At 55.1% G+C, this 16,070-nt stretch carries 14 protein-coding genes, 1 tRNA gene and 2 pseudogenes; 8 read left to right on the top strand and 9 right to left on the bottom strand.

Annotated features, from left to right (window positions below; genetic code table 11):
- Positions 1-157 precede the first annotated feature (157 nt).
- Together putA and ACQUTD_RS08210 are read left to right on the top strand one after the other, a co-directional pair.
- A complete protein-coding gene (gene putA, locus ACQUTD_RS08215; RefSeq protein ID WP_473274935.1) occupies positions 158-4,120 on the top strand; it encodes a trifunctional transcriptional regulator/proline dehydrogenase/L-glutamate gamma-semialdehyde dehydrogenase in 3,963 nt (1,320 codons plus the stop codon).
- A gap of 176 nt (positions 4,121-4,296) precedes the next feature.
- The gene (locus ACQUTD_RS08210) at positions 4,297-4,692 is read left to right on the top strand and encodes a lysozyme inhibitor LprI family protein (protein ID WP_321988759.1); all 396 of its coding nucleotides are present in this window, start codon (positions 4,297-4,299) and stop codon (positions 4,690-4,692) included.
- Here ACQUTD_RS08210 and rutR read toward each other — a convergent pair.
- The 5 genes and pseudogenes from rutR to ACQUTD_RS08185 all read right to left on the bottom strand — a co-directional run bounded on the left by rutR (position 4,689) and on the right by ACQUTD_RS08185 (position 7,356).
- Positions 4,689-5,327, bottom strand: coding sequence for an HTH-type transcriptional regulator RutR (rutR, locus tag ACQUTD_RS08205; protein WP_072568094.1), 639 nt, complete (start codon positions 5,325-5,327; stop codon positions 4,689-4,691). The two genes, ACQUTD_RS08210 and rutR, sit on opposite strands and share 4 nt — an antisense overlap.
- Positions 5,324-6,220, bottom strand: coding sequence for an EamA family transporter (locus ACQUTD_RS08200; protein WP_473274936.1), 897 nt, complete (start codon positions 6,218-6,220; stop codon positions 5,324-5,326). The genes rutR and ACQUTD_RS08200 overlap by 4 nt, the downstream gene beginning before the upstream one ends.
- Positions 6,221-6,337: 117 nt before the next feature.
- Positions 6,338-6,823 (bottom strand): annotated as a pseudogene (locus tag ACQUTD_RS08195) (Orn/Lys/Arg family decarboxylase); the annotation flags it as partial.
- A 90-nt stretch (positions 6,824-6,913) separates the two neighbouring features.
- A pseudogene (potE, locus tag ACQUTD_RS08190) lies at positions 6,914-7,069 on the bottom strand (putrescine-ornithine antiporter); the annotation flags it as partial.
- A 95-nt stretch (positions 7,070-7,164) separates the two neighbouring features.
- Positions 7,165-7,356, bottom strand: coding sequence for a helix-turn-helix domain-containing protein (locus tag ACQUTD_RS08185; protein ID WP_473274999.1), 192 nt, complete (start codon positions 7,354-7,356; stop codon positions 7,165-7,167).
- Positions 7,357-7,618: 262 nt separating this feature from the next.
- On the opposite strand from ACQUTD_RS08185, the gene ACQUTD_RS08180 reads away from it, so the two are divergent.
- Together ACQUTD_RS08180 and lysS are read left to right on the top strand one after the other, a co-directional pair.
- The gene (locus ACQUTD_RS08180; protein ID WP_473274938.1) at positions 7,619-8,155 is read left to right on the top strand and encodes a helix-turn-helix domain-containing protein; all 537 of its coding nucleotides are present in this window, start codon (positions 7,619-7,621) and stop codon (positions 8,153-8,155) included.
- A 116-nt stretch (positions 8,156-8,271) separates the two neighbouring features.
- On the top strand, positions 8,272-9,774 hold the full coding sequence (gene lysS / locus ACQUTD_RS08175; protein ID WP_473274939.1) for a lysine--tRNA ligase: 1,503 nt from the start codon (positions 8,272-8,274) through the stop codon (positions 9,772-9,774).
- Between the two features lie 103 nt (positions 9,775-9,877).
- Here lysS and ACQUTD_RS08170 read toward each other — a convergent pair whose 3' ends face one another.
- A complete protein-coding gene (locus tag ACQUTD_RS08170) occupies positions 9,878-10,057 on the bottom strand; it encodes a con-10 family general stress protein (protein ID WP_072568087.1) in 180 nt (59 codons plus the stop codon).
- A gap of 384 nt (positions 10,058-10,441) precedes the next feature.
- Between ACQUTD_RS08170 and wrbA the strand changes: the two genes are divergently transcribed.
- Positions 10,442-11,059 carry an NAD(P)H:quinone oxidoreductase gene (wrbA, locus tag ACQUTD_RS08165; protein WP_473274941.1) on the top strand — a complete coding sequence of 206 codons (618 nt, stop codon included), beginning with the start codon at positions 10,442-10,444 and terminating at the stop codon, positions 11,057-11,059.
- 19 nt (positions 11,060-11,078) lie between these two features.
- Positions 11,079-11,306: a YccJ family protein gene (locus ACQUTD_RS08160; RefSeq protein WP_072568085.1), complete on the top strand. Its 228-nt coding sequence runs from the start codon at positions 11,079-11,081 to the stop codon at positions 11,304-11,306.
- A 38-nt stretch (positions 11,307-11,344) separates the two neighbouring features.
- On the opposite strand, the gene agp is transcribed toward ACQUTD_RS08160, so the two are convergent.
- A complete protein-coding gene (agp, locus tag ACQUTD_RS08155; RefSeq protein ID WP_473274942.1) occupies positions 11,345-12,586 on the bottom strand; it encodes a bifunctional glucose-1-phosphatase/inositol phosphatase in 1,242 nt (413 codons plus the stop codon).
- Positions 12,587-12,983: 397 nt separating this feature from the next.
- Here agp and ACQUTD_RS08150 point away from each other — a divergent pair, with 397 nt between their 5' ends.
- Both ACQUTD_RS08150 and ACQUTD_RS08145 read left to right on the top strand, forming a co-directional pair.
- The gene (locus ACQUTD_RS08150) at positions 12,984-13,223 is read left to right on the top strand and encodes a DinI family protein (protein ID WP_072568083.1); all 240 of its coding nucleotides are present in this window, start codon (positions 12,984-12,986) and stop codon (positions 13,221-13,223) included.
- Between the two features lie 244 nt (positions 13,224-13,467).
- Complete coding sequence (locus ACQUTD_RS08145) at positions 13,468-13,830, top strand: hypothetical protein (protein WP_415877741.1); 363 nt, start codon at positions 13,468-13,470, stop codon at positions 13,828-13,830.
- A 171-nt stretch (positions 13,831-14,001) separates the two neighbouring features.
- On the opposite strand, the gene ACQUTD_RS08140 is transcribed toward ACQUTD_RS08145, so the two are convergent.
- Positions 14,002-14,089, bottom strand: a tRNA-Ser gene (locus ACQUTD_RS08140).
- A gap of 131 nt (positions 14,090-14,220) precedes the next feature.
- Entirely contained in the window at positions 14,221-15,849 is a 1,629-nt protein-coding gene (locus tag ACQUTD_RS08135) for an ABC transporter substrate-binding protein (RefSeq protein ID WP_473274943.1), read from the bottom strand.
- Positions 15,850-16,070: the final 221 nt, after the last annotated feature.

The raw sequence follows: 16,070 nt of genomic DNA, 5'->3' as shown, positions 1-16,070 counted from the left end.
GCAAGGTCGTTAAATAGCATTACCCTTCATTAACAATTAAGCCATTTATTAGCTTGCTGGCGAGGTCACAATTAACATGGTTGCACAAAGTTGCAACATAGTGGATATTTCAGGTTAACCAATACGGTATGACATCAGAATAAAGGGAGTCACGCACATGGGCGCCACCACCATGGGGGTTAAGCTGGACGATGCAACGCGCGAAAGAATTAAAACTGCCGCCTCACGTATCGATCGTACCCCGCACTGGCTGATCAAACAGGCCATTTTTAATTACCTTGAAAAGCTGGAAACCGAGGGTACGCCAGCGGAGTTTGCTGCGCCTTTTAACGCGGAAACTGCGGAAGCGGAAGAGATTAGTGAAGCCACGGAAGAACCGCATCAGCCCTTCCTGGAATTTGCCGGAAACATTCTGCCGCAGTCGGTGACCCGCGCCACCATTACGGCTGCGTATCGCCGCCCGGAAACCGATGCCGTACCTATGCTGCTTGAACAGGCGCGCCTGCCTGAGCCGGTCGCGAGCGCCGCCCATTCGCTGGCTTATCAACTGGCGGAAAAACTGCGTAACCAGAAAACCGCCAGCGGCCGCGCCGGTATGGTGCAAAGCCTGTTGCAGGAGTTTTCCCTTTCTTCCCAGGAAGGCGTGGCGCTGATGTGCCTGGCGGAAGCGCTGCTGCGTATTCCGGATAAAGCCACGCGCGATGCGCTGATCCGCGACAAGATCAGCAACGGTAACTGGCAGTCGCACATTGGCCGCAGCCCGTCGCTGTTCGTCAATGCCGCCACCTGGGGCCTGCTGTTTACCGGACGTCTGGTGTCCACCCATAATGAAGCCAGCCTCTCCCGCTCCCTTAACCGCATCATCGGCAAGAGCGGCGAGCCGCTGATCCGTAAAGGCGTGGATATGGCGATGCGCCTGATGGGTGAACAGTTCGTTACCGGGGAAACCATCTCCGAAGCGCTGGCTAATGCCCGCAAGCTGGAAGATAAAGGCTTCCGCTACTCCTACGATATGCTGGGCGAAGCGGCGCTGACCGCGGCTGACGCCCAGGCCTATATGGTTTCTTACCAGCAGGCGATCCACGCCATTGGCAAGGCCTCTAATGGTCGCGGGATCTATGAAGGGCCGGGGATTTCCATCAAGCTGTCGGCATTGCATCCGCGCTACAGCCGCGCCCAGTACGATCGCGTAATGGAAGAACTTTACCCGCGTCTGAAGTCGCTCACCCTGCTGGCGCGCCAGTACGATATCGGCATTAACATTGATGCTGAAGAAGCCGACCGCCTGGAGATCTCCCTCGACCTGCTGGAAAAACTCTGCTTCGAGCCGGAGCTGGCAGGCTGGAACGGCATCGGCTTTGTGATCCAGGCGTACATGAAGCGCTGCCCGTTTGTGATTGATTATCTGATTGACCTTGCTGGTCGCAGCCGCCGTCGCCTGATGATCCGCCTGGTGAAGGGCGCGTACTGGGACAGCGAAATCAAGCGCGCGCAGATGGAAGGTCTGGAGGGTTATCCGGTATATACCCGTAAGGTGTACACCGATGTGTCTTACCTCGCCTGCGCGAAGAAATTGCTCGGCGTGCCGAACCTGATCTACCCGCAGTTCGCCACCCATAACGCCCACACGCTGGCGGCGATCTATCAGCTTGCCGGTCAGAACTACTATCCGGGTCAGTATGAGTTCCAGTGCCTGCACGGCATGGGCGAACCGCTGTACGAGCAGGTGGTGGGTAAAGTGGCCGACGGCAAACTCAATCGCCCCTGCCGTATTTATGCCCCGGTCGGCACCCATGAAACCCTGCTGGCCTATCTGGTGCGTCGTCTGCTGGAAAACGGCGCGAACACCTCCTTTGTTAACCGCATCGCGGATACCACCCTGCCGCTGGATGAGCTGGTGGCCGATCCGGTGAAGGCCGTGGAAAAACTCGCCGCCCAGGAAGGCCAGGTGGGGCTGCCGCATCCGAAGATCCCGCTGCCGCGCGAGCTGTACGCCAATGGCCGCGTCAACTCTGCCGGGCTGGATCTGGCCAATGAACACCGTCTGGCGTCCCTCTCCTCTGCCCTGCTTAACAGCGCCCAGCAACAATGGCAGGCGCTGCCGGTGCTGGAGCAGCCCTGTGAGACGGGCGAACTGACGCCGGTCATTAACCCTGCCGAGCCGAAAGATATTGTCGGCTATACCCGCGAAGCCACCGCCGCCGAAGTGGAGCGCGCGCTGGCAAGCGCGGTGGATCAGGCGCCAATCTGGTTCGCCACCCCGCCGCAGGAGCGCGCGGCGATCCTCGAACGCGCCGCCATGCTGATGGAAGGCCAGATGCAGCAGCTGATCGGCATTCTGGTGCGTGAAGCGGGCAAAACCTTCAGCAACGCCATCGCCGAGGTGCGCGAGGCGGTGGACTTCCTGCATTACTATGCGGATCAGGTGCGCCACGATTTTGATAACGAAACCCATCGCCCGCTGGGTCCGGTGGTCTGTATCAGCCCGTGGAACTTCCCGCTGGCCATTTTCACCGGCCAGATCGCCGCCGCGCTGGCGGCAGGCAACTGCGTGCTGGCAAAACCGGCTGAGCAGACGCCGCTGATCGCCGCGGCCGGTGTGGCGATTTTACTGGAAGCGGGCGTGCCGCCGGGCGTGGTGCAGCTGCTGCCGGGGCGCGGGGAAACGGTTGGCGCGCAGCTGACCGCCGACAGCCGTGTGCGCGGCGTGATGTTTACCGGCTCCACGGAAGTGGCGTCGCTGCTGCAACGCACCATCGCCACCAGACTGGATCCGCAGGGACGCCCGATGCCGCTGATCGCCGAAACGGGCGGCATGAACGCCATGATCGTCGACTCTTCCGCACTCACCGAACAGGTGGTGGTGGACGTGCTGGCATCCGCTTTTGACAGCGCGGGCCAGCGCTGCTCGGCGCTGCGCGTGCTCTGCCTACAGGACGACATTGCCGATCACACCCTGACCATGCTGCGCGGCGCAATGGCGGAGTGCCGCATGGGTAATCCGGAGCGTCTCTCCACCGACGTTGGCCCGGTGATCGACGCCGACGCCAAAGCCAGCATCGAAAATCATATTCAGGCCATGCGCGCCAAAGGCCGCAAGGTGTTCCAGGCGGTTTATGACAACCGTGAAGACGCGAAAGAGTGGAACACCGGCACCTTTATTCCGCCAACGCTGATTGAGCTGGAGCGCTTTGACGAGCTGACGAAAGAGGTGTTTGGCCCGGTGCTGCACGTGGTGCGCTATCGCCGCGAGACGCTGGACGCGCTGATCGGGCAGATCAACGCTTCCGGGTATGGCCTGACGCTGGGCGTGCATACGCGCATCGACGAAACCATTGCCAAAGTGACCGGCAGCGCGCACGTCGGTAACCTGTACGTGAACCGCAATATGGTTGGCGCGGTGGTGGGTGTGCAGCCGTTCGGCGGCGAAGGCTTGTCCGGAACCGGACCGAAAGCCGGTGGCCCGCTGTATCTGTACCGTCTGCTCTCCAGCCGTCCGGAAACCGCCGTGACCACCACACTCACCCGTCATGATGCCGGGCAGACCGTGGATACGCAGCTGAAAACCCTGCTCGCGCAGCCGCTGGCGGCATTGCAGAGCTGGGCGAAGGACAACCCGGAGTTACAGACGCTGTGCGCACAGTTTGCTGAACAGGCGCAGAGTGGTACGCAGCGGGTGCTGCCGGGGCCGACCGGTGAGCGTAATACCTGGACCCTGTTACCGCGTGAGCGCGTGCTGTGCCTCGCCGATAACGAACAGGATGCGCTGACGCAGCTGGCGGCGGTGCTGTCGGTGGGTAGTCAGGTGCTGTGGCCGGAAGATGGTCTGCATCGCGATCTGCAAAAACGTCTGCCGCAGGCGGTGACTGCGCGTATTCAGCTTGCCGCGCCGGAAACCCTCGCGGCCCAGGCATTCGATGCGGTGATCTTCCACGGCGATTCCGATCAGCTGCGCGCCTGGTGCGAGCAGGTGGCAGAACGTGAAGGGGCGATTGTGTCGGTGCAGGGCTTTGCCCGCGGCGAAAGCAATATCCTGCTGGAGCGGCTGTGCGTGGAGCGTTCTCTCAGCGTGAACACCGCAGCGGCAGGCGGCAACGCCAGCCTGATGACCATCGGTTAAGTTGTGATGGGTGCCCGGCGGCGCAGGCTTGCCGGGCCTACGGTATCTACCATTCGATTTGTAGTTTGTAGGTCGGGTAAGGCGAAGCCGCCACCCGACATAACCACCCTCAGCCCGGGCTTGCCCGGCCATGCCTGACCGTGTAGGCTTTTGTTTTCGCTACTCCGGGAGACATGATGAAACGCACATCCCTCTTTTTTGCTGCTGCGCTGTTAAGCGCCCCGGCGCTCGCGGATGACTGCGCCAGCGCCAGCACGCAGGCCGATCTGAACAGCTGCACCGCCACGCAATATCAGACGGCGGATAAAAAACTCAACGACACCTACAGCACCGCCATGAAACGCGCCGACGCGCCGCAGCGCGAGCTGCTCAAAAAAGCGCAACAGGCGTGGATCACCATGCGCGATGCCGACTGCGCCTTTATCAGCTCCGCCACTGAAGGCGGCAGCGTGCAGCCGATGATCAACAATCAGTGTCTGCATGATAAAACCGTCGAGCGCGAAGCCTGGCTGGCCTCGCTGTTACAGTGTGAGGAAGGCGATCTCAGCTGCCCGCTGCCGCCGGGGAATTAACGCGCGCGGATCCCTTCGATGATCATCCGCTGGACGTTATCCACCGTGCGCTGGAAAAACTCAGCATCCTGTAATGTCGCCCCGGTTACCGCTTCAACCTGGGGCGCAAAATCAGCGTAATGCTGCGTGGCGGCCCAGATCATAAAGATCAGATGATGCGGGTCGACAGGCGCGAGCTTACCGCTCTCCACCCAGCCGGCGATAATGGCCGATTTTGCGTCCACCAGCGCTTTTAAATCCCCGGTCAGCTCCGCTTTCAGCAGCGGCGCGCCCTGCAACATCTCCAGACAGAACAGCCTTGAGGCCTGCGGGTGATCGCGGGACACCTCCAGCTTCAGGCGGATATACTCTTTGATTGCCACCAGCGGCGCAAAATCTTCCCGGAAGGCTTTCAGCGGCGCCAGCCAGATATCGAGAATTTGTTGCAGTACGGCGACGTAAAGCGCTTCCTTCGACGGGTAGTAATAGAGCAGATTGGTTTTGGAGACGCCCGCCTGCTCGGCCACCTGTTCAAGACGCGTGCCGTGGATGCCCGAGCGGGAAAACAGCGCCAGGGCCGCAGCAAGGATCGCCGCCCTTTTCTCGCTCACCGCCTGCGACCGTTTCCCACTTTTTTTTACTTCGCCCCGGGTCATTCGCTCACGCCCTTTTTCTTGTTGAACTTCAGCTCGCTGACCAGCACGCCCAGTATGATAAAGACGCCGCCCAGCAGGGCCAGCAGCGGCAGCCGTTCACCGGCAATACGCCCGAATATCCCCGCCCATACCGGCTCGCCAGTATAGATCACCGTTGCCCGCGTAGGGGAGACGCTGCGCTGCGCCCAGTTCATTACCACCTGAATAATGGCGCTGAAAATGCCCAGTCCCAACCCGACACCCAGCAGCGCAGGCGACAACGGCGGCACAGCTTCCCCGGCGGGGATCATGGCGAAAAACGCCACCAGTGAGGCGGTGGCAAGCTGGATAATGGTCACCCGGCGGATGTCCACTTTTCCGGCCCAGGCGCTGATAAGAATAATTTCTGCGGCGATAGCCACCGCGCTTGCCAGGGTAATCAGTTCCCCCTCCCCCGGCACCAGCAGATCGCCCCCTGGCCCGGCCAGCAGGATCAAACCGGTAAAGGCCAGCAGGATCCCGATACAGGACATCAGCCCCGGCATCCTGCCCAGACACAGCCACTGCAACAGCGGCACCAGCGGAACATACATGGCGGTGATAAACGCCGATTTACTGCTGGAGATGGTCTGTAAGCCCCAGGTCTGTAAGCTATACCCCAGCGCAATGGATACCCCGATTGCCACACCGGCTTTTACTTCCAGCCAGGTGACGCCGCGCAGCACTTTCAGCGACAGCAAGGCCACCGCCAGCGCGGCAGTGGCAAAACGCAGGCCGACAAAAAAGAACGGACCGCTCATTGTCACCGCATATTGCACGGCGAGGAAGGTGCCGCCCCAGAACATAGTGATAAGGATCAGCAGGGCTTCCTGCGGTTTGACGGAGAAGGAATAGCGGGACAAGAAAGTTTCCATGCGACAACCAGTAATGAAATCAGCGCTGTAGTGTGCGATGGCGGTTTGCGGAGTTCAACACCGGAAGCAAAAAAAACCGCCGTGCCCCTCGCGTTCCGGGCACGGCGGACAGTGAGATTAACGCAGGTTTTTGATGACTTTCACCGTATAGCGACCATCCGGCTGGCGATACGCGCCATGAATATCGGTTTCGAAACCAGGATAATGGTGCGGGTTCATCACCATGGTTGGCAGAGTTTCAAAGGCGTTAAACATCAGCTCGGGCAGACGGTGTTGACGGATCAGGGCATGAATGCCGGTGGCGAGCACCTGAATACGCATATTGCCGTAAAATGCGGGCTACTGATGGTATACCGAAGGCAGCATCTCTTTGACGTGCAGGTTGCGGTCGTAATCGCGTTTGAAATCATTCAGCGCCCGCATCAGACGCAGCGCTTTGGTTTTGTTAATGCCAATACTGAACAGGAACAGCAGATTATAGGGACCGGTTTTCTCGACGATAATCCCCTGCTGATCGAGGTATTTCGCCACAACAGAGGCCGGAATACCCTGGTCCTCCATGTTGCCCAGGCGATCCATACCCGGCGTCAGCAGAGCAGTTTGTGCGTAGACTGGGTTTCGTAGATCACTTTCCCGGTATCCGGTTACCGCTCATGCCGCAGAGCCCCTGATAAATTGGGCTGAAATTGGTGTAAGGCACCCAGGCAGAATTACGAGCCAGGAGGTAATAGACATCGTACCGACTTCGGCGAGTTTAGTGGGAAGCATAATAATACCTGACCCCAGCATATTAACCGCGGTTAATATGGTCAGATGCATGACTCCCATTTTATTTCCGGGATTATTCATCATTCCATCTCTGTATAATAAAAGCTGTGTGTTTATTTAATGATCGTGCCGTGGCGGTTATTATTTTCAGCGCATTGCCCCTCCTTGTTTTAGCGTCAATTGATCAGTGAAGAATCTTTCGAAGACTTGCGGGTGCCATTCAAATAACGACTGGGCCAGATATGTTCCGGCGCAACGCCCAGCGCATCGGCGATAATGCGTTCAGCTTTTGGATAGGCGCGGGATAAGGCATTTTTTAGCGTGTCGGGTTTCAGCCCGGCACGCACAGAGAGTTCACGGATAGAAATGCCCTAGTTGTGCAGCGCGGCGACGATATCTATACGGTTCCAGTCCCTATGCTCTTCATTTGTAGCCATTATTCGATTAACCTCTTTCTTTTACCCCATGGCATAACCCCATGGGTTGAACTCAATGTAACGAAGCAGACATAGCATTGATCTCTTTTGAGGAGATAAAAAGTCCTGAATCGGATAAATGCGGCACGTCTCGCATATTTTTGGTCGCTTTGCGCATCAACTTGCAGAGTTGTATGAGGCAGGATGGAAGACGATGAAGAATGAACCCCTGACTGGTGATGAAGATACGTCTGTAGAAGGACTGGCCTACCGGCTGCGATTGCTCATTGGTTCACGCAGCACGCGCTCCGTGGCGAAAGCGTGGGATCTCTCTTACTCCACACTTAACAATTACCTCAACCGTGGTACTGAGCCCTCGCTGAGCATGGCGAAAAAAATCGCTGACCGGGAAGGCGTCTCCGTGGAATGGCTGGCCTCTGGCGTACACAAGGAACCACCGGCGTTACTGACCGACAATGGCGCGACGACCGGGGAAAATCGCCCCACGAAGGATCCGCTGGAATTCGCCTGGTCGATGGTTTTTAACTCGCTGGATAAAAATGAAGTGGAGGCGTTGCTGAAAGTCATTCACAAGGAGGGAGTGAAAGGGATCCTGCATGATTCACGGTTGCAGAGTGATTTTGAACAGCAGCTTTATAGCTTATCCATCAGCCAGCGCGAGCGTTTCTATGCACAGGCGTCATCACTGATGGACGAAATAAAACACTCTTACGGTACGAAAGACGAGTAACATGTTACGCTAATGGAGATCGAAACGATCTCCATGAAGATCGCTTTACTTGCATTCCTCACTCTCCCGGCAGTAAAGTGCCTGTCAGCTACCACTATTAAAGAGGCTGACACAGTATGGACACGACGGGTCAAACGCAGACGATGAACGATGAGTTCAGCGCGCGTATGAAAAAACTGGCGCAGTTGCGCCGCAACGGTAACGCCTTTCCGAACGATTTCCGCCGCGATGCCACGGCCGACCGCCTGCATCAGCTTTACGATCCCTTCAGCAAAGAAACGCTGCAAGCGCAAAAGATCGTCGTGCGCGTAGCGGGCCGCCTGATGACGCGCCGGATTATGGGTAGAGCGGCGTTTATTACGTTGCAGGATATGGGCGGGCGCATTCAGCTGTATATCAGCGCAAAAGGCATTGGTCTGACGCGCTATGAACAGCATCTGCGAATGTTCGATCAGGGGGATATTATCGGCGCGGCCGGGGTGCTGTTTAAAACGCAAACCGGTGAGTTGACCGTGGAGTGTACTGAATTACGTCTGCTCACCAAAGCGGTCAGGCCGCTGCCGGACAAATTCCACGGGCTAATCGATCAGGAGCGTCGCTATCGCCAGCGCTATCTGGATCTTATCGCTAACGAAAAAACGCGCAGCACCTTCCGTATCCGATCCAGAATGATAGCGGCCATCCGCAGCTTTATGCACGCCCGTCAGTTTATGGAAGTGGAAACGCCGATGATGCAAACGATCCCCGGCGGGGCATCGGCGCGCCCGTTTATTACGCATCACAATGCTCTCGACCAGCAGATGTTTTTACGCATTTCTCCCGAACTCTATCTCAAACGGCTGGTGGCAGGCGGCTTTGAACGGGTGTTCGAGATCAATCGCAACTTCCGTAACGAGGGCATTTCCCCGCGCCATAATCCCGAGTTCACCATGATGGAACTCTACATGGCCTATGCGGACTATAAGGATCTGATCGAACTGACCGAGGCGCTGTTCCGGACGCTGGCGCTGGAGGTGACGGGCGCTACAGAAGTGACCTACGGCGATCACACCTTTGATTTCGGCAAGCCCTTTACCCGTTTGACGATGAAAGAAGCCATCGTCAAATACGGTAGCGGGATCCTGATGGAAGAGCTGGATTCCCCTGCCCTTACCGCCGCCCTGGCTGACAAACTGGGTATTGTGCCGGAAGCCAACTGGGGACACGGGCGGCTCATCACCGAAATATTTGATGCGGTCGCGGAAAGCCAGCTTATTCAGCCGACCTTTATCACGCAATACCCGGCAGAAGTGTCGCCGCTCGCCCGTCGTAGCGATGATAATCCGCACTTTACCGATCGCTTTGAATTCTTTATTGGGGGGCGGGAAATCGGCAACGGCTTTTCTGAGCTTAATGATGCGGAGGATCAGGCGGAGCGTTTCCGGGAGCAGGTGGCATCCCGCGATGCGGGTGATGATGAAGCCATGTTTTATGAGGCGGATTATGTGACAGCGCTGGAGTATGGCTTGCCGCCGACCGCAGGATTAGGGATTGGGATCGACAGAATGGTGATGTTATTTACAGACTCACCGACCATCCGCGACGTGATCCTGTTTCCGGCAATGCGTCCTGTTAACTGAATACAGATTGCGGGCAAAAAAAACCGCCGGATAATCCGGCGGCGGGGACGCTTCACACGCGATAATACACAACAGGCGTGTTACTCGTCTTAGCTACGCAGCGCTACTCGCTGTTACCGCGGCTGCCGTGGCTATTTTTACCCCCTTTTTTTCCCGCTTCGGATGCGCGTTCAGGGTTATTTTTGAAATTACCCCCACTCTGCTGGCCACCTTTACGACCTGCTTCTGATGCTCGATCACGGTCTTCAGCGAAATTGCCTGATCCACCACGATGGTTTGCCATTTCTGACCTCCAGAATTGTTAAACATTAGACATCATACTGCATTACGTTCACGGAATTACTTCCCATTCACGACACGAACCGGAAAGGTATATCGCGTCGCATGACTAAAGCTTAGCCAGCATCAGCCATCCGGCTACCCGTTGTTAATATTCTGCAACATCATACTTGCTGTTGAGGATTTAATTTATCGCGGACATTGATAAGCCTTTCTTATGACTTGCGAAATCCGAAGCGGCAAAATGTTTCATTTTGCAACAATGCCTGCCATTTAAATCTGAAGCTCAAACGACTCCCGGCGATCTCCTAAGACCCGTCTGATAGATAAGCGAAAACTCTCCATGTGCTACGCTTATTTTGTGATTTGTTGAGCGAAGGAGAGAGACATGCAAACGACAGATGGCGCGAATGTCCGCGTACTGGTGCTCTATTACTCCATGTATGGGCACATCGAAACAATGGCGCAGGCTATTGCGGAAGGTGTGGAAAAAGTGGCAGGGGCGGAAGTCACCATCAAACGCGTGCCTGAAACCATGCCGCCTGAGCTTTTTGCGAAATCAGGGGGTAAAGCGCAGTCCGCACCAGTAGCGACACCGCAGGAGTTAGCGGATTACGACGCCATTATCTTCGGCACGCCCACGCGCTTCGGCAATATGGCGGGTCAGATGCGCACCTTCCTCGACCAGACCGGCGGATTATGGGCGTCAGGCGCACTGCACGGTAAGATCGCCAGCGTATTCAGTTCTACAGGTACTGGCGGCGGTCAGGAGCACACTATCTCTTCCACATGGACGACGCTTGCGCATCATGGAATGGTGATTGTGCCCATCGGTTATGGGGCGAAAGAACTTTTTGATGTTTCACAGGTGCGCGGCGGAACACCTTATGGTGCAACGACGATCGCCGGTGGCGACGGCTCACGACAGCCCAGCGCCGAAGAACTGGCTATTGCCCGCTATCAGGGTGAATACGTGGCCGGTTTTGCCGTGAAACTGAAACACTAATCTGACAGGAGGACGTAGCATGCCAACTCAAGAAGCCAAAGCCCATCGCGTGGGTGAATTTGCCACCCTGCGCAATACTTCACCAGAAATTGCTGAAGCCATTTTCGAACTCGCCAACTACGACGAAAAGCTCGCAGAGCAAATCTGGGAAGAAGGCAATGACGAAGTGTTGATCCTGGCCTTCAAGAAAACCGACAAAGATTCGTTGTTCTGGGGCGAACAAACCATCGAACGTAAGAACGTCTGATCTGTCTTCCCCCGCCCACTGGCGGGGGAGCTCCCATCTTATTTAGTTACCGCTTTCAGCACCGCATTGAATTTCTGGATATCACAGAAACCCTCCGCATCTACCGGGCATCCATTTAATGCCAGCGTGACCCGCTGCGCCGGTGCGGCGAGAGTCAGCACATCGGCATTACGGATCTGTTTTGCACTTTGATAGACGTATTCAATCTTCATCAGATCGCGGTTGCCCGCGGTATCGTGCCAGCGCTGGAAGACAATTTTTCCGCCAATGGGCGTGCGCTCATACTGATCGTGTAACTGGTAGGGTTTGAAATCCAGCGCCGTCAGCAGCGAAGCAATGTTTGAATCATGCCCGACCATGAGGGTGACTTTTGCCGGCCCGCCTGCCCCATCCACCAGTGCCTTTTCGATATATTTCACCAGCGGCGCCGCGACGTTACGCGCCACTTCCGGCGACGTAAACAGCGAATCCTGATAGCCATTCTTCAGTTTCGATAGTACCCGCCACTGCTGATCGGTTTTGATTTCGCCCCAGGCTACCTGATCCATCGGGAAACCTTCGTAGTACTGCAACGTAAAGGCATCCACCAGCGAGTTACCCACTTTCAGCGGCCCGGAGACGCCTGGCTCCTTCTCATATTTTGCGCTGAAAGCATCTTTTGCTTCGGCAAGCGAGCACTGCTGTTTTTCTTTACAGGCTGGAGAATCCTGATAATGAGTGATTTTTTCCAGCAGCTGATAGCTCTCCCCGAGCTGGAACTCTTTACGCTTCGTTTCCATCGCCTGCACTGCCTGCTGGTCAAAAGCCGCAGAGGCATCCGTGATCACCGGATTGAACACGGGATCCATGGTGCCCATTTTTTCCTGATGATGTACCGGGATGTCGCAGCCGGGAAACGCGCCGGTGATAAAAAATTGTGCCGTGGCGACGGTACGTTGCAGGCTGTTCGCGTAGGCATATACGCTCTCTGGCGCCGGACACTCGCCGGACGTCACCAGTTTTTGCTCCGCCAGCCATTCACGCATGTAGTGCCCCATATAAACTTCCAGCACGCCGCCTTTGGTGGTGAGCTGTCCGCCGGGCACGTCCCACTCCGGCCATTTGTTTGGTGTGGATTGTTCCAGCACGCTGCCATTGTTTGCCAGCGGAGCGCGAAGATTGTGCCGACTCATGATCAGCACTTGCTGCAACTGATAACCCTGCGGGGCGTCCTGCGCCTGCGCAGGCAATATAGTCAGGGTCAGCGCGGCAAGCGTCGCCGCCAGAATTGTTTTTTTCATACCACCATCCTCTTTTGCGTTGGAAAATAAGTGTGACAGATTTATGACGCTTTTCCTGAAGCGATGCCGCAAAGTTTGGCTTTGCCTGCATTTATTACCCCTGACCATGGGTAAAGTTATGTATACCTTCAATTTATTGTCACATAGCCGCTATATTTTTTAATATCAGGTATCCCTGCACGGCGAGGTATCCGATGAGCATTCTGTTGATCGGCGTAGCGTTCATTACTCTGGCTGGCGCGCTGCTTACGCTACCGTTATTCATTTATGAGGTTTTTTTCGCCGCTGACTGATGCGCTTCCCTGCAGGTACGGCAAATGACCTGACTTTCTCTTTACCTCTGCGAACAACCCTCGTATGATGAGAACTGTATAAATAACCAGTTTCCGGAGGAAGTGTGTTTGTAGAGTTAGTTTATGATAAGCGTAACGTCGCCGGGCTGCCTGGCGCTCGTGAAATCATACTGAACGAACTGACACATCGTGTTCATCGTATTTTTCCCGATGCCGATGTGCGCGTTAAACCGATGCAGGCGAATTCACTCAATAGTGATGCCAGTAAAAGCGATCGTGAAAAACTGAACAGAATGCTGGAAGAGATGTTCGAAGAAGCCGATATGTGGCTGGTCGCTGACTGATTTACCCTCTATTTAACTGGCCGGTTGGCGCATCGGGCGTTTACCGGCCAGTACTGCAACAGATGTCTCTTTTCCGCCTGGTTTATCCGCATCCTCTTCCCGCCTTAACGCAGCATATAGCATTCTGGTCCTAATCATTCACCAGCTGTATATATCGCCATCACTCAAACTCACGATATGATTGTGCTCAAGGACGGGGTTTTATTTTAATGCCATAAAAGCGAAAAATAGTCAGGGCATTCAAATAATGAGATTTTTTCTAACCTTCGCTTTCCTGTGGATTTTAACCTCCCCTTCCTTTGCTTTTTCCCTGGAAAATTCTGTTATCAGATTACGTTGCCCTCTGCGCGGGCAAATAGAAGTCATCCTGCATCGCTATGAACATACGCAGGAGGCATGGGGTGAGAATAACTTTGAAACGGGGGGCGGCCATTTACGCAAAGGCTCGCTGTTAATAGTGGAGTTTGCGAATCTGGATAAGATGATTTATGACCAGGCAAGAGAGGCCTTTTACTTCCATTATGAGGAACATCGCAAGCTCGTCCAGTGCCAGCTTTTGAGTATTACCAATACTTTCCCCATTAATACTCCCTATTATCGCGAATAAAAATGGCGTCCCGCTGGTAAGTACATGAGTGGCCGGGTATCAGGCGCAGCCTGGCTTTTCTGGCCTGGACAGGAGCATAAGCAAGGAGGATACACTGAAAGGTACGGGGAGAGAAAAGTTCTGAGACCAGAAAAAAAAAGGGGTTACCAAATGGTAACCCCTTGTTTAATCTGGCGGAAGCGCAGAGATTCGAACTCTGGAACCCTTTCGGGTCGCCGGTTTTCAAGACCGGTGCCTTCAACCGCTCGGCCACACTTCCGGAATGAGGCGCACTATAAACATCCCGGTGCGCCATGTAAAGCACCATTTTTATCGTTTGGCTGAAAAACCATCAAATCCTGTTTAATCGACTGAAATAACAACAAAATGACCATTTATTCAGCATAAAACTCAGTGTTTTTTGATAAAAAGATCTTTCGTCAAAAAGTAGCCGAGGCGATCGGGTGCAAAGCCACCAACCCAGGGTTTCACCAGATGCGTCCTCACATAGTGATAAACCGGTACCGCGGGCACGTCCTGCGCCAGCAAATCTTCAGCCTGTTGATAATATTTTCCGCGCTCTTCAACGTTGGCCGCCTTTGCCGCGTTTTGCATTGCCGTATCAAAAGCCGGATTACTGTACTGGGTCGTGTTTTCGCTGTCGCCGGTGCGGAAAGTATTCAGGAATGTTGAGGCGTCATCATAATCAGCAATCCATGCATAACGTACCGCGTCGAAATTGCCGGTATGCATGGTATCAAGCATGGTTTTCCATTCCTGATTTTGCAGTTTTGCTTCCACGCCCAGATTCTTTTTCCACATTGAGCTGACGGCGATGGCGATGCGCTGATGGGTTTCCATGGTGTTATAGAGCAGATTAAACGACAGCGGATGGGCGTCATTAAATCCTGCATCATTAAGCAGCCGTCTGGCTTCCGCCAGCCGCTTCTCTTCAGGCCAGGCGGCGTAATCCGGATTATGCAGGCTCACCCCGCCAATTTCAGGCTGGCTGATGACCCACGCCGGGCGCTGCCCCTGCCCCATCACCTTAGTCGCGATGATGTCTTTATCCAGTCCCATGTTCAGCGCCCGGCGCACCCGCGGATCGTTAAACGGCGGTTTGGTGGTGTTGAACTGATAGTAATAAGTCGCCAGCTGCGGGGAAATGTGTACCTGATCGCCAAGCGTCTTTTTCAGCTGGGCGAACTGATTCACCGGAATGGTATTGGTGATATCAATTTCACCGGCTTTGTAGCGGTTTACATCCGCCGTTTCCGCATTGATGGGCAGATAGGTGACAGTATTAATCACCGTGTGCTGATCATCCCAGTAGCGCGCATTACGCACGGCGACGATTTTTTCGTTAACCACCCATTCGCTGAGCTTATAGGCGCCGCTGGCAACAAAATGTTCAGGCTTAGTCCATTTATCGCCGTAGCGACCGATCAGCACTTTATCTACGGGCACCAGCGAGGGGTGCGCGAGCATAGCCAGAAAGGCGGCTGTCGGCTGCGTCAGGGTCACTTCCAGCGTGGCATCGTCCAGCGCTTTCACGCCTAATGACGAGGCAGGTTTTTTACCCTGTGCAATGTCCGCAGCGTTCAGAATATGCATATTGCCGGGGTAACTGGCATACGGAGAGCCTGTCGCGGGATCAATCAGCCGCTGCCAGCTCCAGACCACATCCTGCGCAGTGATTGCCGTCCCGTCAGACCAGGTAATGCCCGGACGTAAATGGAAGGTCCACACCGTGCTGTCTTTATTTTCCCATTTCTCCGCCAGACGCGGCTCAATAGTGCCATCAGCCTTTACCGCCACCAGCCCCTCGAATAAATCGCTGATAATATTGAATTCGACATTGCTTTCCACTTTATGCGGATCGAGTGAGGCGGGCTCGCTGCCATTGTTTCTGACCAGCGCCTGCGTTGCGGCAAGTTCAGTACCTGGCGGCACCTGAGCGGCAAAGGTTACGGCGCTGGCGCATAAAACCGCGCCAGCGAGCAGAGTCATTCTGAAAATATGCGTATTACCTGATTTCATTGTTTTCGCCTTATCCCTGTATAAGATGACACTCTGACTAATACTCTTAGCGACGGGTGCAAAATAAGGCAATATTTTTCAGTGACCTATAAGAGCTTGATCTGATTATTTTCCCGGAAAACGCACTCCTGCTGCCAGACGCTTTTTATAAAGAATTTAATGCTATCGTCATGGGATTATTGTCAGAGTAAAGATGGGTAAAACCGCTATCTCCTGCCGCC

This window comes from Enterobacter sp. K510 (assembly GCF_055804875.1).
Note: the sequence above shows the minus strand (reverse complement) of the source record. Positions and strands in the feature narration are given on the sequence as shown.